At 35.6% G+C, this 20,820-nt stretch carries 23 protein-coding genes; 3 read left to right on the forward strand and 20 right to left on the reverse strand.

The genetic code is table 11. From position 1 onward, the window contains the following. Positions 1-49 precede the first annotated feature (49 nt). The 15 genes from OK18_RS18575 to OK18_RS18645 form a co-directional block, all read right to left on the reverse strand. Positions 50-1,195 carry a class I SAM-dependent methyltransferase gene (locus OK18_RS18575; protein WP_050020840.1) on the reverse strand — a complete coding sequence of 382 codons (1,146 nt, stop codon included), beginning with the start codon at positions 1,193-1,195 and terminating at the stop codon, positions 50-52. 292 nt (positions 1,196-1,487) lie between these two features. Next, positions 1,488-1,871 (reverse strand): GxxExxY protein, encoded by a 384-nt coding sequence (locus OK18_RS18580; RefSeq protein ID WP_053328978.1) that lies wholly within the window; start codon positions 1,869-1,871, stop codon positions 1,488-1,490. 71 nt (positions 1,872-1,942) lie between these two features. Then, positions 1,943-2,383 carry a DinB family protein gene (locus OK18_RS18585; protein ID WP_053328979.1) on the reverse strand — a complete coding sequence of 147 codons (441 nt, stop codon included), beginning with the start codon at positions 2,381-2,383 and terminating at the stop codon, positions 1,943-1,945. Beyond that, positions 2,383-3,546, reverse strand: coding sequence for a methylmalonyl-CoA mutase family protein (locus OK18_RS18590; protein WP_053328980.1), 1,164 nt, complete (start codon positions 3,544-3,546; stop codon positions 2,383-2,385). Before OK18_RS18590 ends, OK18_RS18585 begins: the two co-directional genes overlap by 1 nt. Positions 3,547-3,593: 47 nt before the next feature. After that, positions 3,594-3,947, reverse strand: coding sequence for an FtsB family cell division protein (locus tag OK18_RS18595; protein ID WP_053328981.1), 354 nt, complete (start codon positions 3,945-3,947; stop codon positions 3,594-3,596). A gap of 2 nt (positions 3,948-3,949) precedes the next feature. Then, complete coding sequence (gene udk, locus OK18_RS18600) at positions 3,950-4,564, reverse strand: uridine kinase (RefSeq protein ID WP_050020838.1); 615 nt, start codon at positions 4,562-4,564, stop codon at positions 3,950-3,952. Between the two features lie 274 nt (positions 4,565-4,838). Continuing rightward, positions 4,839-5,144 carry an ATP-dependent Clp protease adaptor ClpS gene (locus OK18_RS18605; RefSeq protein ID WP_050020837.1) on the reverse strand — a complete coding sequence of 102 codons (306 nt, stop codon included), beginning with the start codon at positions 5,142-5,144 and terminating at the stop codon, positions 4,839-4,841. Between the two features lie 14 nt (positions 5,145-5,158). Then, entirely contained in the window at positions 5,159-6,517 is a 1,359-nt protein-coding gene (locus OK18_RS18610; protein WP_050020836.1) for a hemolysin family protein, read from the reverse strand. A gap of 274 nt (positions 6,518-6,791) precedes the next feature. After that, complete coding sequence (gene atpG / locus OK18_RS18615; protein WP_050020835.1) at positions 6,792-7,655, reverse strand: ATP synthase F1 subunit gamma; 864 nt, start codon at positions 7,653-7,655, stop codon at positions 6,792-6,794. Between the two features lie 77 nt (positions 7,656-7,732). Beyond that, positions 7,733-9,310: a F0F1 ATP synthase subunit alpha gene (gene atpA / locus OK18_RS18620; RefSeq protein ID WP_050020834.1), complete on the reverse strand. Its 1,578-nt coding sequence runs from the start codon at positions 9,308-9,310 to the stop codon at positions 7,733-7,735. Between the two features lie 16 nt (positions 9,311-9,326). After that, the gene (gene atpH, locus OK18_RS18625; RefSeq protein WP_050020833.1) at positions 9,327-9,866 is read right to left on the reverse strand and encodes an ATP synthase F1 subunit delta; all 540 of its coding nucleotides are present in this window, start codon (positions 9,864-9,866) and stop codon (positions 9,327-9,329) included. A 2-nt stretch (positions 9,867-9,868) separates the two neighbouring features. Further along, a complete protein-coding gene (locus OK18_RS18630; RefSeq protein ID WP_050020832.1) occupies positions 9,869-10,366 on the reverse strand; it encodes a F0F1 ATP synthase subunit B in 498 nt (165 codons plus the stop codon). Positions 10,367-10,447: 81 nt separating this feature from the next. Then, on the reverse strand, positions 10,448-10,642 hold the full coding sequence (atpE, locus tag OK18_RS18635) for an ATP synthase F0 subunit C (RefSeq protein WP_002979108.1): 195 nt from the start codon (positions 10,640-10,642) through the stop codon (positions 10,448-10,450). A gap of 50 nt (positions 10,643-10,692) precedes the next feature. After that, positions 10,693-11,790: a F0F1 ATP synthase subunit A gene (gene atpB, locus OK18_RS18640; RefSeq protein WP_050020831.1), complete on the reverse strand. Its 1,098-nt coding sequence runs from the start codon at positions 11,788-11,790 to the stop codon at positions 10,693-10,695. A gap of 59 nt (positions 11,791-11,849) precedes the next feature. Further along, a complete protein-coding gene (locus tag OK18_RS18645) occupies positions 11,850-12,221 on the reverse strand; it encodes a hypothetical protein (protein WP_050020830.1) in 372 nt (123 codons plus the stop codon). A gap of 457 nt (positions 12,222-12,678) precedes the next feature. On the opposite strand from OK18_RS18645, the gene ffh reads away from it, so the two are divergent. After that, complete coding sequence (gene ffh, locus OK18_RS18650; protein ID WP_050020829.1) at positions 12,679-14,040, forward strand: signal recognition particle protein; 1,362 nt, start codon at positions 12,679-12,681, stop codon at positions 14,038-14,040. Between the two features lie 83 nt (positions 14,041-14,123). Here the strand turns inward: ffh and OK18_RS18655 are convergent, their stop codons facing one another. From OK18_RS18655 to OK18_RS18675, 5 genes are all read right to left on the reverse strand, one after another. Next, positions 14,124-14,759, reverse strand: a complete 636-nt coding sequence (locus OK18_RS18655; protein WP_053328982.1) for an outer membrane protein — start codon at positions 14,757-14,759, stop codon at positions 14,124-14,126. Between the two features lie 188 nt (positions 14,760-14,947). Next, positions 14,948-15,619 carry an outer membrane beta-barrel protein gene (locus OK18_RS18660; RefSeq protein WP_053328983.1) on the reverse strand — a complete coding sequence of 224 codons (672 nt, stop codon included), beginning with the start codon at positions 15,617-15,619 and terminating at the stop codon, positions 14,948-14,950. A gap of 425 nt (positions 15,620-16,044) precedes the next feature. Further along, positions 16,045-16,542, reverse strand: a complete 498-nt coding sequence (locus OK18_RS18665) for a hypothetical protein (RefSeq protein ID WP_050020826.1) — start codon at positions 16,540-16,542, stop codon at positions 16,045-16,047. Between the two features lie 136 nt (positions 16,543-16,678). Further along, on the reverse strand, positions 16,679-17,341 hold the full coding sequence (locus OK18_RS18670; RefSeq protein ID WP_050020825.1) for a porin family protein: 663 nt from the start codon (positions 17,339-17,341) through the stop codon (positions 16,679-16,681). Between the two features lie 114 nt (positions 17,342-17,455). Continuing rightward, positions 17,456-18,415: a PhoH family protein gene (locus OK18_RS18675; RefSeq protein WP_053328984.1), complete on the reverse strand. Its 960-nt coding sequence runs from the start codon at positions 18,413-18,415 to the stop codon at positions 17,456-17,458. Between the two features lie 133 nt (positions 18,416-18,548). On the opposite strand from OK18_RS18675, the gene OK18_RS18680 reads away from it, so the two are divergent. Both OK18_RS18680 and OK18_RS18685 read left to right on the forward strand, forming a co-directional pair. Next, a complete protein-coding gene (locus tag OK18_RS18680; RefSeq protein WP_050020824.1) occupies positions 18,549-19,376 on the forward strand; it encodes an SAM hydrolase/SAM-dependent halogenase family protein in 828 nt (275 codons plus the stop codon). Between the two features lie 63 nt (positions 19,377-19,439). Further along, on the forward strand, positions 19,440-20,753 hold the full coding sequence (locus OK18_RS18685) for a dihydrolipoamide acetyltransferase family protein (protein ID WP_053328985.1): 1,314 nt from the start codon (positions 19,440-19,442) through the stop codon (positions 20,751-20,753). Positions 20,754-20,820 lie beyond the last annotated feature (67 nt).

Consider the following 20,820-nt stretch of genomic DNA (forward strand, 5'->3'; position numbering starts at 1 on the left):
ATTTTTGATTGCCCAAAAGTAAGAAATCCTGCTTTTTTCGGCAACATTTTTATACTGATTTTAATATAATTTTTCCTTTTTTGGACTGTGTAAAAATAAGGTAGTCATCTCCCCCATCTTTCAACCCATATTTTTTTTTGATTTCTTCAGGTTTTAAAGGATAGTTTTTCGAGATAATATTAAATTGCCCTTTCTTTTTAATGCTTTTAGAATCAATAACTTCTGTTTCCATAATCCTTCCCGGAAAATCCGCTTTTATTTCGTCTGAAGTATAAAGATGGGTATTGGGATGAAGCTTTTTTAAATTAAACTTTTCAGCGATCAGATTAAATATTCCAGCCTTTAAAACGGAATTATTAGGGATATAAATATATCTTTCAGGCTCGGAGTATTCTGAATTGGCATTTTCTTCTTCTCCAAAATTAAAGCTAAACTCAGATTCTCCACTTTCCAGATTTACGCAATGGCAGATAATTTCATTCTGAGCCTCTTTAGACAGAAAAATCACCACCTCTTTCACATCGTTTTTTAAAGCAACAATATCAATCCTGGAAATCCGGGGTAAAACGGAAATAAGATATTTAAGATCAATCAGCGGTGAAAGTTTAATAACCACCTGATCCGAGATAGATAGCAACTTCTCCTGAATTTCCAAAATATCCGGAGAGAGGTCTTCCAGGAGAAAAACTTTGTTCTTATTCTGATCTCTACGCGCCGGATCCAAATAAATAACATCAAAATATTCTTGATTATTGTATAAAAAATCTTCCAGCTTAGCATTGACAAACTTTGCTTTTTTGTCCAACATAGCCCAGTTATGCTCGACAATTGCCAGGAGCTCAGGATTTTGTTCTATTAAAGTAATGTCATTGAAATTCCGGGACAGGTAATAAGCATCAATACCAAAACCACTGGTAAGATCGATAAATTTTTCTCCTTTTAGAGCTTCAGATTTGTAGATTGCCGTTTTTTCAGAGGATGACTGTTCTAAATTGAGTTGTGGTGGAAAAATAATCCCGTCTTTCAATAAAAAAGGAAATTTTTTCTGTGCAACCTGCTTGCCTTTGATCTGTTGAACGATTTCCTGCATAGTAATATCAGGAAACGGAGATTTTTTCAACAACAATGCATGCAAATCTGTGTTCAGATTGGCATTGATATAATTTTGAACTTCTTTATTTAAAAGTTTAACCACAGTTTTGTATTATTCTATATTATCCCAGGTTTATATCTTATTTTATCCGCAATCATCTGTGCCAATCTGTGCCATCTGTGGTGATACAAAATCTTTAAATTATAAACCACAGATTTTCGCAGATTTACACAGATCTTTATACTCATCCTACAAAAACTTATGTCAAACTCGAAAAAATTTCCTCATTTATCCGCAATCATCCGTGCCAATATGTGTTATCTGTGATAATACAAAATTTTCAAATTATAAAACCACGGATTTTCGCAGATTTACACAGATTTTTTATTTATATTTAACTTAAATCTCCATTTATTTTTCTAAAGATACTTTTACCAATATAGTCGGTATTGAAATTGACCAGAATTCCCAGTTTTAAATCTGTTAATTTTAAATAAGTCAATAATTGCTGATGATGAATATTGGCGATTTCCGCTACTGCTTTAACTTCGATAATTACCTTATCTTCAACTATAATATCAGCAATAAAACCTGAATCAATAAAAGTATTTTTAAATTTGACACTCATGGGGACCTGAGTTCTAATTTTTAAGCCATTGTTTTCAAGTTCATAAGCCAGGACTTTCTCATATACTTTTTCTAACAGGCCGGGCCCGAGCTCATTATAAACAGAAAATATTGATTTTCTGATATAAAAACTTATTTCATTTTCTTTCATCGTATTTGTATTTTGTGTTTCGTAAATCTACACAAAATCAAATACGTTTTATATTTTTATGGAAGCATTATTTACCTTTTGTAAAAAATATAATCAGTCAATATAGGTTTTATGCCGTTTTGTTTAAGGAGAGAATTGATTTGTCCTCTATGATAGGTAGAGTGATTCACTGCATGGAAAAGCATTTCAAAAACGCTGTTCCTAAACTTTGTACCTCCCGAATTCTGATATTCTATTTGTTTGTCCGGATCAAATTTTTGAATAATATCAATACTTTTCAGGAAATTCTGATGATTGATTTCTGTGAGCGTATCCAAGGGATTAAGCTGCCAGACTTCAAAAGGTCTTTCTCCTAATATCCGGGCATTCCAGATTTGTTGAGCATTGAGTGTATGGTTCATCAGACTGATTACTCTATCGTCTACAGCCGCTTTGTTTTCAGCAATCAATTTAATCATTTCAAGGTTGAAATGATGGGTGTATTCAAATAAATCAATCAGTTTTTCTTTCATTACTCAAACATTTCCGCCCAGCGGACTGCTTTTATTTCTTTTTCGTTATATAATTCTGCGATAGACTTTTTAACTTCTAATTTAGGGTATAAATTAACGCCAATCAGCTTTATTTTACCTTCTTCAATCCATTGCTGCTCTGCTATGGCATGTTCGCAGATTTTTTTCTGAATAATTCCCTGTTTAATAAGCTCCAGATAACCTCCGGCTTCTTCTATTTCTACCAACAGCGCCCATGATTTTTCAGCAATCTGTCTGGTGATATCTTCCACGTAGTAGCTTCCGTTGGCAGCGTCTTCAAATACGTTGATAATGCTTTCGTAAGCTAAAACTATCTGTTGTTTAAAGGATATTTCTTCTGAGTTGTCTGTAGTTCTGTCTACCAGGTAATTATTGGTAAAAACAGCGTCTGCCCCTCCAATCATTGCTGAAGCAAGTTCCAATGTAGAGCGGATGAGGTTATTTTCATTGTCGGAGACCGCTTTATTTCTCAAAGAGGTTTCCGCAAAAATATAAGGGATATCATCCAGTCCGTATTCTTTTGAAAGTTGATTGAAAACCATTTTAAAGGCTCTCAGCTTAGCCATTTCAAAGAAATAATTTCCTCCAATGGCGATTCGGAAGATCAGCTTATTCAGAATATCCGTGCCATATGCTTCTATCAGTTCCTTAGTTTTGGCAAGGGCAATACCTAATTGCTGATAAATAGCTGCTCCTGCATTCTGGTGCAATGAAATATCAACACAAATGCTTCTTCTAAAATCTTTTGAAAGAAGTTCTTTGGTCAATTGATCATCAATGGTTCCTTCTTTTTCGTTAAAAACGTCAATCAGTGAAAAATACTGGTCTTCTTCTTTAGGACTGATGTGACCAGCAAGATCTTTATTATTGACAAAAATTGTTTTTTGTTCAAGGTTTTCCACATTATGGTCTAACAGGAAAGCAAATACTTCATCTTCCAGACTTTCATGGTACCTGGCGACCAGATGGGTACTTTCTTCTACTTTTGGCAGGTTGGCCAAAGGTTTCTGAACTTCTGTGTAAAAAGGCTTTACTTCTATCCCTTCCAGGTTTTCTTTTTCAAGGATCGTGTAAATATCTTCTGTTTTAAGCTGTTTTTTTACTAAGTTTTCCCAGTTTGGAAATGTATTGGTATCTGACATTGCGATGGAGGTTATAAGTTGAAAATGGGTATTTTATGAAGGAATGATTATTTTTTGGTTTTAGTACTGTCTACTACCAGAATAAAAATCTCTTCGTTCGGTTTTTTCATAAAATAGTTTTCTCTTGCGTACTTTTCTTTCTCTGATTTGTTGTTCATCAGTTTTTTATAAAAAGCATCGTTCTTTTCGTATTCTTTCTTGTAATACTCCAATTGTTCTTCATATTTTTTGATCTCCCCATTCAGTTCGTTAATCACCAAAAATGAAGTTTTGTCGAAGAAAATCATCCATACCAAAAACAGACAGATCGTAATGGTATACTTATTCAGAATATATTTCTGGATTAATTTAAAGTTTTCAGATTTCGGCTGAATATCTTTGATAAGGTTATTTTCTTCCATTTTTAATGTTTTTTCAACGAGTTTTTAATAACCGTAGTTAAAAAATCAATCGCTACGGAATTCTGTCTCATATTAGGGATAATAAGATCGGCCTCATTTTTAGAAGGCTCTATAAATTCCTGGTGCATTGGTTTCAAAGTGGTCTGATAGCGGTGTAATACCTCGCTCAGATCTCTTCCTCTTTCCTGGGTGTCTCTTCTGATCCTCCTGATCAGCCTTTCATCTGAATCTGCATGCACAAACACTTTCAGGTCAAACTCTTTCAACAGTTCTTTATTGGTTAAAACCAAAATTCCCTCTACGACCAATACATTCTTAGGTTCTACAGTGACATGATCTCCTGTTCTGGAATGGGTTACAAAGCTGTAAATCGGCTGTTCAATCGGCTCATTATTCTTTAAAGCTTTAACATGTTTTATCAATAATTCAAAATCAATAGACTTGGGGTGGTCGTAGTTTAGCGCCTCTCTTTCTGTCAGGGTAAGGTTTTGATTGTCATGATAATAATTATCCTGTGAAAGGATATTCATTCCTTCAATATCTAGCTGCTGAAGTATCTTGTCAACAACTGTAGTTTTGCCGGATCCTGTACCACCGGCAATTCCTATTACAAGCATTCTTTTTTGTTTCTTTATAGTTGGTACAAATATACTATTTTAGATAAAATATGACAACGAAGATAGAGAAATTGACCAATTAAGAAATTCTTATATCCTGAGGTTAAAATTGATCTTTAAAACACCAGAAAATACGCTAAGAATTTAGAAAGCTGTATGGAGCGTTACGTTAAGTAGTAGGAACAACTACCATAAGTCTTTCTCAAAAATAAATAATCAATACGTTAAATGTTTTTCATAAAAAAGCCGGTCAATAAATTGACCGGCTCTTATTTTATACGATTTCACTGGTTAATTCCCGTGAAATAAGTTTTTCATGCATAGGCTTCAGAATATCCATTGAGCCTGTTTTCACTGTGCATTTACCTTTATAATGCACCAGAATCGTACATTGTTCCGCCTGTTCCAGCGTGTGCTTACAAATTTCAATTAAACAGTCAATGACATAATCAAAAGTATGAACATCATCATTATGCAATACCAATTTATAAACATCATCCGTATCATCCAGGACCAGAACTTCTTCTTCATACTGTCGTTTCGGATTTTCGTAATCTTTGATCGTATTATAAAAATTCATTGTAAGTAATTTTTTTAAACTTCTCCGATTTTTTCTGCTAAATTATCTATAGAATTAGGCCCATGATATACCAGCTCTACCAATTCTACACTTTTATTATTCATTTTCAGGATCTTAAAATGATAATTATCAAGATCAAATTCCTGGTTTTCTTCCGGAATTTCTTCAAGTTCATAAAGAATAAATCCTGCCAGTGAATTGTATTCACTTTCTTCAGAAAGAGGGAGTTTCTTCGGTAAGAATTCATTAATCTCATCCAAAGGTTGGGTTGCCTGTACCCAATACGTATTATCTCCTATTTTATCAACGATTTTTTCTTCATCATCTTCTTCATCCTGGATTTCTCCTACCAATTCCTCAAGGATATCCTCCAGGGTGATAATCCCCTCTGTTCCTCCAAATTCATCAATAACAACAGCAATATGCTGTTTTTTAAGCTGGAAGGTTTTTAATAAGTCTGAAACTTTCTTGCTTTCTACCACGAAAAAGGCATCACGCATTAAGTCCTTAAGGTCTTCATGATCCAGGTCTCCTTTTCTTTTGACAAATTCCCTTATGATTTCTTTGGTATAGAAAATCCCGATCACATTATCGATAGAGCCAATATAGACAGGAATACGGGAATAACCGCTATCCATAATCTTATTAATAATCTCATTGACATCTTCTTCAAAATCAATTGAAGTAATATTTTGCCTTGGAACCATGATCTGCTTTGCAGAGTGATCTGTAAAATCAAAGGCATTTTTGATGATTTCATAGTTCTCTTCTTCGATCTCACCGCTGTCTGCACTTTGTTTTACCAAAAGCTGAAGTTCTTCCGTGGAGTGGATTTCCTGCTCAGAAGCCGGGTGTATTTTGATCAATCTCAGGAAACCGTTTGACATAGAGTTCATCAACCAGATAAACGGTTTAAAAATAGTATAGAAAACTCTCAACGGAACCGCTGTGGCCATCGTTGTAGCTTCTGATTTTCTGATCGCTATGGATTTTGGAATAAGCTCACCAAATACAATATGCATAATGGTAATCAAAACAAAACTGATCACCAGGGAAACTGAGGTAACAGTAGCCTGGCTCATATTGAAATTAAGTGAATGAAAAATATTTTCAACGATATGATGCAAAGCACTTTCTCCCACCCAACCCAGGGCAAGGGAAGCCAATGTAATTCCTAACTGAGTAGCAGAAAGATACTCATCAAGATGTTTAATGATATGTTCTGCCTGTTTTGCCATAGAATCACCTTCTGCGGCTTTAAGTTGAATCTGTGAATAACGAACTTTAACAATTGAAAATTCTGCGGCTACGAAAAAGCCATTTAGTAAAACAAGAAATAAGGCCAGCAAAAGCCTGACTATGTCCGAATCCATTTAGAAGTTGTATAAATTTTATTAACTACAAAGATATGCAAAATATAAATAACCTGAATCCGGTACAGTTAACTTATTTCAATGGAGGCGCTTTTTGAAGTGAAAAAACGAAGCTTTAAAACAGCCTTAATTTCTCATGAAAAAATATTCCGATATCTTTTGTCCCCAACTATTCCTAAAGAAGATTTTAAGGCAATAAATGAGAGTTTTAGCTTTTAACCATAAAAAAAGCACCGATAATATCGATGCTTTTGATGGTATGTTAAAATAATTCTTACGAATTTTTCAAAGCTTCTGCTCCGGAAACAATTTCCAGGATTTCGTTGGTAATTGCTGCCTGTCTCGCTTTGTTGTAGAAGATCACAAGATCATTCTTTAGAGCCTGGGCGTTGTCTGTTGCTTTGTGCATTGCAGTCATTCTCGCTCCGTGCTCTGATGCAATTGAGTCTAAAATTGCTTTGAAAATCTGGGTTTTGATAGATTTTGGAATCAAATTATCAAGAATCTCAGCTCTGTTTGGCTCAAAGATATAATCTGTTTCAACTTCTGATTCTGTATTTTCAGGCATTGAGATAGGAAGAACTCTTTCTGTTGTTACTTCCTGAGTTGCTGCATTCACGAATTTATTGTAAATAACATAAACTTCGTCAAATTTTCCTTCCGTGAAACTAGTCATTACTCCTTCAACGATGTGAGCAACAGTATCAAAGTTCATGTTATCGTACACAGAGCTTCCATTGGCATATACCGTACGGCTTTTTCTTACTGCATCATATACCTTTTTTCCTACAGGAAGAACTTCAATCTCATATTGAGAATTGTTCTGAAACTGAAGGTTAAGCTCTTTTACGATTGAAGAGTTAAAAGCTCCCGCAAGACCCCTGTTTGAAGTAACAGCGATGAAAAGTATTCTTTTAACCTCTCTTTTCTGAGCATATACAGAAATCTGATCAGGATCAGAGCTAGAATTTACATTCTGGATAAGCTCCTGTAATTTTTCAGAATATGGTCTTAACATTACGATTGCATCCTGTGCTTTTTTAAGTTTCGCAGCGGAAACCATTTTCATAGCACGTGTAATCTGCATCGTAGATGAAATTGACGTAATTCTGCCTCGTATTTCTTTTAAGTTTGCCATTAATTTGGGTTCAAAGTTTAAGGTCTAAAGTTTAAGGCTTAAAACGCTATATTTTAAACCTTAAACATTGAATTTTTTTAGTTGTATTTAGAAGCTAAATCGTTAGCTGCCTGCTTAAGAACACCTGTAATATCATTATCGATTTTTCCAGCTTTGATCGCAGCCATTGTATCAGGGTGCTTAGATCTCAGGAACTCGATGTACTCATGTTGGAATTCTTTAATCTTGTTCAATGGAACGTTTCTCAATAAGTTCTCAGTACCCGCATAGATCATTGCTACCTGGCTGTCTACCGGAAGTGGAGAGTTAACCGGCTGCTTAAGAAGCTCCACGTTTCTTTCTCCTTTAGAGATTACTGCTAAAGTAGAAGCATCAAGGTCAGAACCGAACTTGGCAAACGCTTCTAATTCTTTATATTGAGCCTGGTCAAGTTTCAATGTACCAGATACTTTTTTCATTGATTTGATCTGAGCATTACCTCCTACTCTTGATACAGAGATACCTACGTTAATCGCAGGACGAACCCCTGAGTTGAATAGATCAGACTCCAGGAAGATCTGTCCATCTGTAATAGAGATTACGTTAGTTGGGATATACGCAGAAACGTCACCTGCCTGAGTTTCGATGATTGGAAGTGCCGTTAATGATCCACCACCTTTTACGATTGGCTTTAAAGACTCTGGTAAGTCATTCATTTGCTTGGCAATTTCGTCATCAGCAATGATTTTTGCAGCTCTTTCCAATAGTCTTGAGTGAAGATAGAAAACGTCTCCAGGGTAAGCTTCACGGCCCGGTGGTCTTCTTAAAAGTAGGGAAAGCTCACGGTAAGCAACAGCTTGTTTAGATAAATCATCATAAACGATCAATGCCGGTCTACCTGTGTCTCTGAAGTACTCACCGATAGCAGCACCTGCCATTGCAGAGTATACCTGCATCGGAACCGGATCTGATGCGTTAGCCGCAACAATTACCGTATATGCCAAAGCTCCCTTATCAGAAAGAGTTTTAACGATTTGTGCTACAGTAGAAGCTTTCTGACCGATAGCTACATATATACAATATACTGGTTTACCAGCATCAAAGAATTCTTTTTGGTTGATGATCGTATCGATCGCAACAGTTGTTTTACCTGTTTGTCTGTCACCGATGATAAGCTCTCTTTGTCCTCTTCCTACAGGAATCATAGAGTCAATTGCCACGATACCTGACTGCAAAGGTTCAGTTACCGGCTGTCTGTAGATAACCCCAGGAGCTTTTCTTTCCAGTGGCATTTCGTATAAATCCCCTGTAATAGGACCTTTACCATCGATAGGGTTACCAAGAGTATCTACTACTCTTCCTAACATTCCTTCTCCTACTTTGATAGAAGAGATTCTGTTTGTTCTTCTTACTGTATCCCCTTCTTTTACTAATTTACTTTCACCTAATAAAGCAACCCCCACGTTGTCTTCTTCAAGGTTAAGTACAATACCTTCTACATCACTAGAAAATTTCACCAACTCTCCGTATTGTACGTTTTCTAACCCGTATACACGAGCAATACCATCACCGATGGTTAAAACTGTACCTACTTCCTCAACGTTTGATTGAGTGTCGAAGTTGGCCAATTGCTGTTTTAAGATCGCAGATACTTCTGCCGGATTTATTTCTGCCATTGTATGGTTGTTTTTCTTAATTTAATTGAAAATCTTTTTTAACTTGGTTCAGTTTGGTCTTCACAGATGCATCTACCTGCTGGTCTCCTACTCTCAGAATATATCCTCCAAGGATTTCAGGCTTAACATTTACTTTCAGATCAAAGTTTGAGTCAGTATTTACAAGATTGGTAGATCTTAAAATCTGGTCAAGGTTTTCTTTTGAAAGCGGAGTTGCTGTAGTAAGCGTTACTCTCTGCACACCGTTAAGGTCTTCTACTTTATTGATAAATTCCTGAGCGATATTTTTCAATTGGTTTTCACGTCCGTGTTTAATCACCAGTGTGATCAGATTTTGGGTAGAAACAGATAAACCTTTGAATATTTCGTTTGCTACTTCTATTTTCTTTTTAGAATCGATGTAAGGAGTAAGGAAAAACTTATTTAAATCTTTAGATTCAGTCATTACCTTCACTACATCTTTCATTTCAGAAAATACAGTAGCCGTTTGCCCTGCTTCATTCGTGAAGTCAAGTAAACCTTGTGCGTATCTTTTAGCTACTTTAGATGTAAGCATTCTTAGTTAAGGTTTGATTTGTTTAAATAATTTTGAACTAATTCGTTTTGAGCTTCAGTGTTATCTAGTTTTTGCTTCAGGATAGATTCAGCAATGTTCACAGATAAAGTACCGATTTGGGTTTTGATGTCTGCCATGGCAGCATTCTTCTCAGCAGTGATGGTCTGCTTAGCAGCTTCGATCATTTTGTCTCCTTCAGCTTTAGCAGCATCTTTGGCTTCTCCTACGATTCTGTCCTTAATTTCTCTAGCTTCTTTAAGGATAGCATCTCTTTCGATTTTAGCTTCACGAATAATTCTTTCGTTATCCTCTTTTAAAGTTTCCATTTCTTTTCTAGCCAATTTAGCTTGATTAAGAGCGTCAACTATAGAAGTTTCTCTGTCGTTAATAGACTTTAAAATAGGTTTCCAAGCGAATTTACCTAACAGAAATAATAACGCTAGAAAGATAACAGACTGGATAATAAATAATCCTGATGAAAACTGATGAATTAATTCCATTATATAAATGTATAAATAATTATTACTTTTTTAAAGAATCATTACCTGCAACCAACCGTTGCAGATAATGATCTGATTGAATTAGTTTACTGCGAATAGAGCAGCAAACGCAACACCTTCTACAAGTGCAGCTGCGATAAGCATAGCTGTTTGGATTTTTCCAGATTGTTCAGGTTGTCTAGCGATAGCTTCAAGAGCAGCAGCTCCGATTTTACCAAGACCGATACCTACACCTAGTACTACGATACCAGCACCTACAATTTTAGGGATTTCCATAATATATAATTTTAAAAAATTTGTTTAAATACTTTTTTTAATTCAAATGATTAGTGAGCTGCGTGGTGTTCATGCTCGTGCTCCTGCACCGCCATTCCGATAAACAAAGCTGATAACATCGTGAAGATATAAGCCTGTAGGAATGCTACTAATACTTCCAATAAATAAATGACTAATGTTAAGAACGGGAATGCTACCCCTGCAATAACATTCTTGAATACGTAGATCAACCCGATCAAACTCATTACGACGATGTGACCTGCCGTCATGTTGGCAAAAAGTCGGATCATCAATGCGAATGGCTTAGTGATGGTTCCTAATAATTCGATAGGAAGCATGATCAGCTTCATTGGCACTGGTACTCCCGGCATCCAGAAGATATGTTTCCAGTAATCTTTATTGGCAGAGAATGTAGTAATCAGATAAGTAAGGATAGCCAGGAAGAAAGTCATGGTAATATTACCGGTAACATTGATTCCGAATGGCATTAATCCTAAAACATTCAGGAAAAGAATAAAGAAAAACACTGTTAATAAATAACCGATAAATCTTTTATACTTATGTCCGATGTTTGGAATAGCGATTTCATCTCTCACAAAGATTACCAAAGGCTCCAGGAATCTGGCAGCTCCACTTGGAACCGGTGATTTTTTATAAGACTTAGCCATTCCGGTAAACAATACCAACATGAAAACTGACACCAAGATTATGATCAGTACACTTTTCGTAATAGAAAGATCCAGCACTTTCTCAGCGGTAGGATGACCTGCTTCATCCACAGGCAATGTTCCTGCTGCATCAGTCTTGTAAATCTTTTCGTGGTGCAACATGTAATAAGCTCCATCCACCTCAGTCGGCTCACCATGCATAAAACCTTCTTTATTGCTCATGAAAGCATGGAAACCGTTATCATAAAAAATAACAGGAAGAGGGAAACCGATGTGGTGACCTTCTTTGTCAACCATCAATGTGAAATCATGCGCATCCAATAAGTGATGATCGATGAATTCTTTGTTTTCTTTACTTACTTTGTCTTTCTCTGAAAGCTCTTGAGCAGGAGCCGCCCCAGCAGTTGCCTCGCCATGCTGTGCAGACACCAAGTTTAATACAAAAATACTGTAGAATAAAACTGCGAATTTCTTAAACATTGATAGGTTTTTTTCGTTGTGCAAAAATATAATATTTTTTCTAGTTTCAATAAATAATTTTACTGTTTTTTATCATGATTAATAAGCTTAATCGCATAGTACGTAAGCAGCGTTGTCAGGACAAAATAAGGCATGATAAAATGAAATTTATAGCCGGGAATGGCTTCAAAGTTCAATTTTTTCCGGATTAAATACATTAAACCGAATTTTAAAAGGATCAATCCGATGACAGACAGCCCTAAAAACTCAGGAGCAACCCTATTGATCAAAACAATCAAAGTTATCATCATCATAAACATAACGCTCAGGAAAAGGTAAAATTTAATAATGACAATTTCATCCAGATGAAAAACAAATTTCCAAAGAGAAAAATGAATCAGGAATGTCAGGAAAAATAAGACTACAACAAGAATATTAGGATTAGATTTCATTCTTTCGTTAAATTTTCATCCATGTATAAAACATGGTTTATTCAATTGATCGCAAAAATAGACTTTTTCTATCGTATTATCCTATGATTTGATAATTATCATTTTTCCATATAACCGTTGTGCATTTTGATATTAAATGGCAGTTCAGAATAAAGCAGTTTTAAAGCCAGGGAACTGGGAGCTGGGAGTCATGAAGGTCGTAAAGAATAACGATTCATCTTTTTTATCGATCTTGAGGCAAAAATTAATGATGTAATAGCTGTCAGTCTTTACAACCGAAAGTAACTTCCAGCTTCTTTCTTCCAGCTTCCAACCCATTACCAGACTTTCCTACTCCGAACTGTAATTTTTGGCTCAAAATGCCCAACGAGTTTTTCTATATATAATATTACGTGTATTCATCCTTTGGATATGCTAAAAATTCCTTATTTTTGCAAACCTATAATTTACAATACATATGTTTAATAGTTTACAGGATAAATTAGACAAGGCATTACATAATATTTCCGGACGTGGAAAAATTACAGAAATCAATGTGGCGGAAACCGTAAAGGAAATCCGCAGAGCATTAGTAGATGCCGACGTTAACTATAAAGTTGCAAAAGACCTTACAAAGAGAGTTCAGGACAAAGCCTTAGGACAAAATGTTCTTACTTCCCTGACTCCGGGACAATTAATGACTAAAATTGTTCATGATGAATTAGTAGATTTAATGGGAGGTTCTCAGGAAGGTATTAATCTTTCAGGAAAACCGACGGTAATCCTTATTGCAGGTCTTCAGGGTTCAGGTAAGACAACTTTTTCCGGAAAACTTGCCAATTATTTACAAACCAAAAGAAATAAGAAACCTTTATTGGTGGCTTGTGACGTTTATCGTCCTGCAGCGATTGACCAGCTAAAGGTTTTAGGAGGACAAATTAATGTTCCTGTATATACTGAAGAAGGAGCCACAAATCCTTCTACCATTGCTGAAAATGCTATCAATTTTGCAAAAGCCAACCACCATGATGTCGTAATCGTGGATACTGCCGGCCGTCTGGCGATTGATGAGCAGATGATGAACGAGATTAAATCCGTACATTATTTCATTAAGCCACAGGAAACCCTTTTTGTGGTAGACTCTATGACCGGTCAGGATGCAGTAAATACGGCAAAGGCGTTCAACGAAGCTTTGAACTTTGACGGGGTTGTTCTTACCAAATTAGACGGTGATACAAGAGGGGGTGCTGCATTAACGATCCGTTCTGTAGTTGAAAAGCCAATCAAATTTATCTCCACAGGGGAAAAAATGGAAGCTTTAGACCTTTTCTATCCGGAAAGGATGGCAGACAGAATCCTGGGAATGGGGGACGTTGTTTCCTTGGTAGAAAGAGCTCAGGAGCAGTTTGATGAAGAAGAAGCCAAAAAACTTCACAAGAAAATTGCTAAAAATGAATTTGGTTTTGATGACTTCCTGAAGCAGATCAACCAGATTAAGAAAATGGGTAACATGAAGGATCTGATGGGGATGATTCCTGGTGTAGGAAAAGCCATTAAAGATGTAGAGATTAGTGACGATGCGTTTAAGCATATTGAAGCAATTATCTACTCTATGACTCCTGAAGAAAGAAGAAAACCATCCATCATCAATACGCAAAGGAAAAACAGGATTGCAAAAGGTGCGGGAAGAAAAATCGAAGATGTGAATCAATTGATGAAACAATTTGATCAGATGGGTAAAATGATGAAGATGATGCAGGGACCTCAAGGAAAGCAAATGATGCAGATGATGAGCAAGATGCCAAACATGCCTGGAATGGGCGGAATGTTTGGAAAATAATTCTGAAACATCTAATCAAAATATAAAATCCGACTCAAAATTGAGTCGGATTTTTTTTTATTTCTATCTTTAAACAGTTTTGATTATTTATCAGATTTTTGAGCCTTAGCTTTGATAAAATAAGAGAAACCAACATTTACTCCGAAAGTTTTCACATTCGTTTTAACATCCATTCCGTAATAGGTCTGTTTATTAGAAAACTGGTCATAGGAAACACCTAAATTTATTCCTAAAGACTGTGTTGCCATATACGTAACTCCTCCTTTTACTTTCCATGCCAGACCATCAGTGGTACTTTCATCAGAGCTGGAAACTCCACCAAGAGTAACATTTCCTTTGTTTTTTACTGAAGCATATCCAATTCCGGCTCCTAAAAACGGAACAAATTTACTTTCATTAGCAAAGTAATAAGTAGCTGTAGGCATTACAGAGAAACTCGTTGTAGTAGCCTTTACACCTTGATATTTTGTAGTAGCACTTGTAAGCCCCAAGTCAATACCAACAGCCAATTTATCAATTACAAAATATCCTACTGAAGGCGTTAATGAGATCGTACTTACTTTAGGGCCGTCTGCGGATTGACCTCCTACTTTCACGGTTGTAGTAACATTGTTGAAGCCAAAGCCTGTATTTCCACTGATCACCCAATCTCCCTTAGTCATTTGAGCATTAGACCACCCAAAAAGTGCGATAGCACCAGCTAGTAATAGTTTTTTCATGATTATTATATTAAAAATTTCGGGTGCAAAGATAATAAAAAGTTAAATATTTAAACAAAACATGTCGTTTTCAATGATTTTATTTAATTAAGAACAATTAATTATGATAAAATATTAAAACAACATTTTATTTTCAATAAAAAAGCCCTGAGAAAATCTCAGGGCTCTATTGCTATATGCTGTATTTATTATTTTGAAAATACATATTTAACTCCGAAAGTTACAGAAGTTAAGTTTAAACCGAAGTTATAATCATTAACTCTCTTAGCTCCGTCAACATTTTGCTTGTAAGTGTTGTATCCGAATTCACCGATAGTAGCTTCGATAGTCCAGTTTTTGTTTAAGAAATAATCTAAACCTGGCTTAATGTTTACACCGATTGAAGTGAAGTTAGCTTTATCAGATGAAGATGAAGTTGTAGTAGTTGTTCCAGCTGCAGTAGTTGTTGTAGTTGTAGTAGTTCCTTCAACTTTGTTTTGACCAAATGCCATTGGAACTTCTAATTGACCGAAGATATATAATTTATCAGCTAAAGTCCAATATTTTCTTACGAAAGGAGCAACAACGAATGCAGATTCAGTTACTTTACCTTCAGTTACCATTAAAGGATTAGTTCCTGTAGTTTTTGTTACTTTTTCATTATCGTTTTTGTAACCAACACCTAAACCTACTGCTAAGTTAGTATCTACAAAATATCCTACAGTTGGAAGAATTTTGAAGCTTTCAACTTTTTTATCTGTATTGTTGTTTTCTTTTTGAGAATAACCAACTTGTCCTGATAAATATGTAGTTCCTTTAGCAATTTGAGCGTTTGATAAACCAAAAAGTGCAACAGCACCCGCTAATAATATTTTTTTCATTTTAAAAAATTTTAATACTTTCTGGGAGCAAATTTACAGAGGCAGCCTTTAATATTAAAATTTGTTAATGTGATTAATATCATTGTTAAATATTGGTATTTATAGAAATAAATTATATCCGATAAAACATTTTGACTTTTTCACAATATTATGAATAAAAAAATAATTTTTATTTAACAAGAGCGGAATATTCTTATAATGTACAATCCTTCATTTTTATCAACCCTTTTCCTTTTTTATCTGTTTAATGAAAATATACGATACAAAACGTTAACAATAAGGATATTAAATCTTAAAATTCAATCAATATTATAATATCTGGATAAAACAAGCTGGCCTGTTCGGGAATCAGCTCTACTGAGCTCAAATTTTATGATAAAAAAACTCCGGCCTTCGGCCGGAGTCCTGTTATCTTTTAGCTATCCTTATTTGATAAAGAAGTTATATCCTAAGTTTACAGCACCTATATTCCAGCTGTCTCTGTACCAACCGTAGTCACGTCTGTTACTTACAGACTGGTATCCTATATACAATTCTCCTTTAGACATCTGGTATCCGAATTTGGGTTGTGCATAGAAACCTCCGTCTATACCATCTTTAGTAGAGATGCCATATCCAAGATCCAATCCTACAAAGATAGGGGCACCTTTAAATTTATATTTTCCGGAAACTGCTACGGGAATAAATCCGAAATCATCAAAATGATCTTTTCCGAAAAAATGAGAATATCCTGTTGTAACACCAAGATCAAGACCTTTAGTGATATTCCACATATAAGCGGCATCCACTCCTAATGTAAATGAAGAGATATCACTTGCATCAGCTACCGGTACCCCAATATGTCCACCTAATTTAAAACCTTCCTGCGCCTGTGCAGCACCTCCTAAAAGCGCAAAAGCACCTAGTAATAACAGTTTTTTCATTTTTAGTTGTTTAATTATCGCCCAAAAATACTAATTATTTTCTTTATTGATAGAATTTTCATGAATCATGTTCTTTAAAATAAAAAAAACAGGACTAAAATTAATCCTGTTTTTGTTTATGTATTAAAATCCTTCATTAATTACCTCCGAATTTAAAACCGACACCCACCTGAATAAAGCTGTTCGTCAGTTTTTCATTTCCTTGTGCATTTTTAGCAAGATTGGAAACACCGAGGTTATATCTTGCATCAAAGAACAATCCGTTTTCCAGCGCGTATTCAGCTCCAAGGAAAGGAGCGAGGTTTAGTGTATTCACCTGATCTTTGATATCCACCTCTTTATCCGCATCAAATTCAAATAATGGGCCCATTCCCAGATCAGCAGAAAGCTTTGATTTCGCAGAAAGGATAAGTCCTACGTTTACTCCTGCAGAAACAGAAAGCCCTTCAGTAATAAAATACTTAGCCGATACAGGAACCAATAAAGTATGGAAAGTCTGCTTGGCTTTGAAATTAAAAAAAGTAGTCGGATCATCGGGATCAGCTTCCTGTATCTTTACCTTTCCTCCTAATGGTGAATATAAAAGTTCTCCCTGAAGGGCAAACTTATCACTCAGTTTATATTCGGCGATTCCTCCGATGTAAAAGGTATGTAACGGATCTGAAGTTTCAGACTGTCCATCCCCTTTTGCTTTTAAGGTAGAATATGAATACCCTGCCTTCGGACCAAATCTAAATTCCTGCGCATTGGCTGTAATTCCCATAACAGCTACAGCTGCAATCAGTAAAAGTTTTTTCATTGTTAATTAGTTTTAATTTTTAGGAAAGCAAAACTAATTAATTTTTCCAGATTACCAAATTTTAATATAAAAAATAAACATTAATAAGATTTTACTAGAATTTTAATCCTAGAATCAGTCATTTCTTAATCTTTTTTCTTCATCATTGTAAGCCAGAATGATTTTCTTTACTACCGGGTGTCTTACCACATCTTCTTCTGTAAGATGTACAAAACCGATTTCATTGACTCCTTTCAGGATTCTCATTGCTTCTTTCAGCCCGGATTGCTGGTTTTTAGGCAGGTCAATCTGACTTGGATCCCCTGTAATGATAAACTTGGCATTCATCCCCATCCTGGTTAAAAACATTTTCATCTGTGCATGAGTCGTATTCTGTGCTTCATCAAGAATTACAAAAGCATCATCAAGGGTACGTCCTCTCATAAAAGCTAACGGAGCCACCTCTATAACTTTCTTTTCCATAAAACCTTCCAGTTTTTCATGCGGAATCATGTCGCGAAGGGCATCATACAAAGGTTGTAAATAAGGGTCCAGCTTTTCTTTAAGATCACCGGGTAAAAATCCAAGGCTTTCCCCTGCTTCTACTGCCGGCCTTGTCAGGATAATCCTTTTAACCTCTTTATCTCTTAATGCTTTTGCAGCTAAGGCTACACTGGTATAGGTTTTCCCGGTACCTGCGGGACCTATGGCAAAGACCATATCTTTTTTCTCGGTTTCCTTTACCAGTTTTTTCAGATTGGTCGTTTTGGCTTTGATTATTTTCCCGTTTACTCCTTTTACAATAATATCCTGGTCGAAAATCAGTTGTTTCTCATTTTCATCTTTAATATTCAGGATATTTTCAACATCTTTCAGGCCTATTGAGTTGTTTTTAGAAATGAAACGGACAATATCATCCAGTTTTTGTTTCAGAATATCTAAAGCTTCCTGGTTTCCCATCGCAAAGATAAAGTGATCTCTCCCTGTGATTTTAAGAGTCGGAAAAGTAGATTTTATTAAGTTGAAATATTGGTTATTAACTCCATAGAAGATTTTAGCGTCGATATCTTCCAAATCATATGTTAATTCAAACATGCAGTATTTTTATTTTTAGATTTTAAAATTAAAGTTTTTTTTCAAATTTATATCAAATTCTTTTCAACAATCTTTCGGGCTTTCTTTTTATTTTAAATAACTTTGCGATATTACATTATTCTATAAATTGCTCATGTCAATTATTACCCTTACTTCGGATTTCGGAAATTTAGATTACAGAGTAGCCGCTGTAAAAGGCAAAATTCTGTCTCTAAACCCTGAGGTTAATATTATTGATATAACCCACGATATCCAGGCATTCAACCTCATACAGACTTCTTATATCGTACGAAATGCTTATAAATATTTCCCTAAAGGAACCATTCATATCATTTCTGTAGATAGTTTTTATAACAGATCAAGAAAAAATATCCTTTACAAGGCGGACGGATCTTATTTCCTGGCGGCCGACAATGGTATTTTAAGCCTTATATTTTTTGACATCAAACCCGAGGCGATCTATGAGATTACCTTAAATAACCGTTTTGATGACATTATCAATTTTACTTCTACGGATATTTTTGTCCCTGCGGCTGTACATCTTGCCAATGGAGGACTTCCGGAGGTCATCGGAAGAAAAATAGATACCGCCAAACAGCTGATGTTCCCTAAGCCGGTTTATAATGAATCCGAAAGAATGATCATCGGGGAAGTTACCTATATTGATAATTTCGGAAATATAATCTCAAATATCAGCAAAGATTTCTTTGAAAATATCGGCAAAGGATATAATAGTTTTACGATAAAATTCAGGAATTTAACTCTTTCCAGGGTATTTTCCAGCCACACAGAAGTGGTTTCTGACTGGGAAAGAGAGACTGAATTCCATGGGCAGTCTGCAGCAATCTTTAATGACAGTCAGTTATTAGAACTTACCATCTATAAGGGAAGCAGGAAAAACGGGGCAAAAAGCCTGTTTGGATTGAATGTAGGCGAGAATATTTACATTGAATTTGCCTAAAATTATATATTTCATAAAAAAACCGATTTTTTTTATATATTTGTCAAAATCTAAAAATCAAAAATGGCAGAATACAAATTATTGCTTCCTTCTATGGGAGAAGGGGTTATGGAAGCGACAATTATCACTTGGTTATTCAATGAAGGTGATAATGTTAAAGAAGATGATTCCGTAGTAGAAATTGCAACAGATAAAGTAGATTCAGATGTACCGACACCAGTTTCGGGAAAAATTGTAAAAATTTTAAAGCAAAAAGATGAAGTTGCAAAAGTAGGTGAGCCGATTGCTATTTTAGAAATTGAAGGTGAAGGAACGGCTTCAGAAGAAGAAGTATCATCAGAAACAACAACAGCCGCTGCTCCGGATACCGAAACATTAAAAACGATTGAAGAGCCTTTAAAAACAGCAGCAACTTCAACGACAGAATTCTCAGGAGATCTTTATTTATCTCCATTAGTAAAATCTATTGCACAACAGGAAAATATTTCTGAAGCTGAGCTGAAATCTATCAAAGGAAGTGGTCTGGAAGGAAGAATTACCAAGGAAGATATATTAGGATATGTTTCCAACAGAGGAAACCAACCTGCTCCACAGGCGGCTCCTGCACCAACCGCTGTTACTCCGCAACCAGCAGTTTCAGCCCCTGCAGCTACCGTTCCGGTAAGTGCTGGTGACGAAATCATTCCTATGGACAGAATGAGAAAGATCATCGCTGAAAACATGGTAAAAGCTAAGCAAATTGCTCCTCATGTTACTTCTTTCATTGAAACAGACGTTACCAACGTTGTAAAATGGAGAAATAAAAACAAAGCGATTTTCGAAAAACGTGAAGGTGAAAAACTGACTTTCATGCCAATTTTTGTAAAAGCGGTAGTGAAAGCAATTCAGGATTTCCCGATGATCAACGTTTCTGTAAGTGGTGAAAACATCATCAAGAAGAAAAACATCAATATTGGTATGGCTACTGCCCTTCCGGATGGTAACCTTATTGTTCCTGTTATCAAAAATGCAGATCAGCTGTCTCTTTCAGGACTGGCAAAAGCCATTAATGACCTGGCATACCGGGCAAGAAATAAAAAACTAAGACCTGAAGATACTCAGGGAGCAACCTATACAATTTCTAACGTAGGAAGTTTCGGAAACCTTATGGGAACTCCAATTATTCCTCAGCCTCAGGTGGCTATTTTAGCAATTGGGGCTATCGTTAAAAAGCCTGCAGTTCTTGAAACCAAAGATGGTGACGTAATCGCGATCAGAAACTTAATGTTCATGTCTCACTCTTATGATCACAGAGTAGTTGACGGATCCTTAGGAGGAATGATGCTGAAGCATGTTCACGACTATCTTGAAAACTGGGATCTGAACACGGAAATATAAGTACGGGTAATAAGCAATGAGTAACTTACTTATTGTCTATTATAATTGATGGAGGATAAGTGATAAT

The sequence above is a fragment of the Chryseobacterium gallinarum genome, from assembly GCF_001021975.1.
Lineage (GTDB): Bacteria > Bacteroidota > Bacteroidia > Flavobacteriales > Weeksellaceae > Chryseobacterium > Chryseobacterium gallinarum.

Coding starts and splice junctions, on each gene's coding strand:
- OK18_RS18580 (WP_053328978.1), bottom strand. CDS start 1,871: ATGAAAGAAAATGAAATAAGTTTTTATATCAGAAAATCAATATTTTCT.
- OK18_RS18585 (WP_053328979.1), bottom strand. CDS start 2,383: ATGAAAGAAAAACTGATTGATTTATTTGAATACACCCATCATTTCAAC.
- OK18_RS18590 (WP_053328980.1), bottom strand. CDS start 3,546: ATGTCAGATACCAATACATTTCCAAACTGGGAAAACTTAGTAAAAAAA.
- OK18_RS18595 (WP_053328981.1), bottom strand. CDS start 3,947: ATGGAAGAAAATAACCTTATCAAAGATATTCAGCCGAAATCTGAAAAC.
- udk (WP_050020838.1), bottom strand. CDS start 4,564: ATGCTTGTAATAGGAATTGCCGGTGGTACAGGATCCGGCAAAACTACA.
- OK18_RS18605 (WP_050020837.1), bottom strand. CDS start 5,144: ATGAATTTTTATAATACGATCAAAGATTACGAAAATCCGAAACGACAG.
- OK18_RS18610 (WP_050020836.1), bottom strand. CDS start 6,517: ATGGATTCGGACATAGTCAGGCTTTTGCTGGCCTTATTTCTTGTTTTA.
- atpG (WP_050020835.1), bottom strand. CDS start 7,655: ATGGCAAACTTAAAAGAAATACGAGGCAGAATTACGTCAATTTCATCT.
- atpA (WP_050020834.1), bottom strand. CDS start 9,310: ATGGCAGAAATAAATCCGGCAGAAGTATCTGCGATCTTAAAACAGCAA.
- atpH (WP_050020833.1), bottom strand. CDS start 9,866: ATGCTTACATCTAAAGTAGCTAAAAGATACGCACAAGGTTTACTTGAC.
- OK18_RS18630 (WP_050020832.1), bottom strand. CDS start 10,366: ATGGAATTAATTCATCAGTTTTCATCAGGATTATTTATTATCCAGTCT.
- atpE (WP_002979108.1), bottom strand. CDS start 10,642: ATGGAAATCCCTAAAATTGTAGGTGCTGGTATCGTAGTACTAGGTGTA.
- atpB (WP_050020831.1), bottom strand. CDS start 11,790: ATGTTTAAGAAATTCGCAGTTTTATTCTACAGTATTTTTGTATTAAAC.
- OK18_RS18645 (WP_050020830.1), bottom strand. CDS start 12,221: ATGAAATCTAATCCTAATATTCTTGTTGTAGTCTTATTTTTCCTGACA.
- ffh (WP_050020829.1), top strand. CDS start 12,679: ATGTTTAATAGTTTACAGGATAAATTAGACAAGGCATTACATAATATT.
- OK18_RS18655 (WP_053328982.1), bottom strand. CDS start 14,759: ATGAAAAAACTATTACTAGCTGGTGCTATCGCACTTTTTGGGTGGTCT.
- OK18_RS18660 (WP_053328983.1), bottom strand. CDS start 15,619: ATGAAAAAAATATTATTAGCGGGTGCTGTTGCACTTTTTGGTTTATCA.
- OK18_RS18665 (WP_050020826.1), bottom strand. CDS start 16,542: ATGAAAAAACTGTTATTACTAGGTGCTTTTGCGCTTTTAGGAGGTGCT.
- OK18_RS18670 (WP_050020825.1), bottom strand. CDS start 17,341: ATGAAAAAACTTTTACTGATTGCAGCTGTAGCTGTTATGGGAATTACA.
- OK18_RS18675 (WP_053328984.1), bottom strand. CDS start 18,415: ATGTTTGAATTAACATATGATTTGGAAGATATCGACGCTAAAATCTTC.
- OK18_RS18680 (WP_050020824.1), top strand. CDS start 18,549: ATGTCAATTATTACCCTTACTTCGGATTTCGGAAATTTAGATTACAGA.
- OK18_RS18685 (WP_053328985.1), top strand. CDS start 19,440: ATGGCAGAATACAAATTATTGCTTCCTTCTATGGGAGAAGGGGTTATG.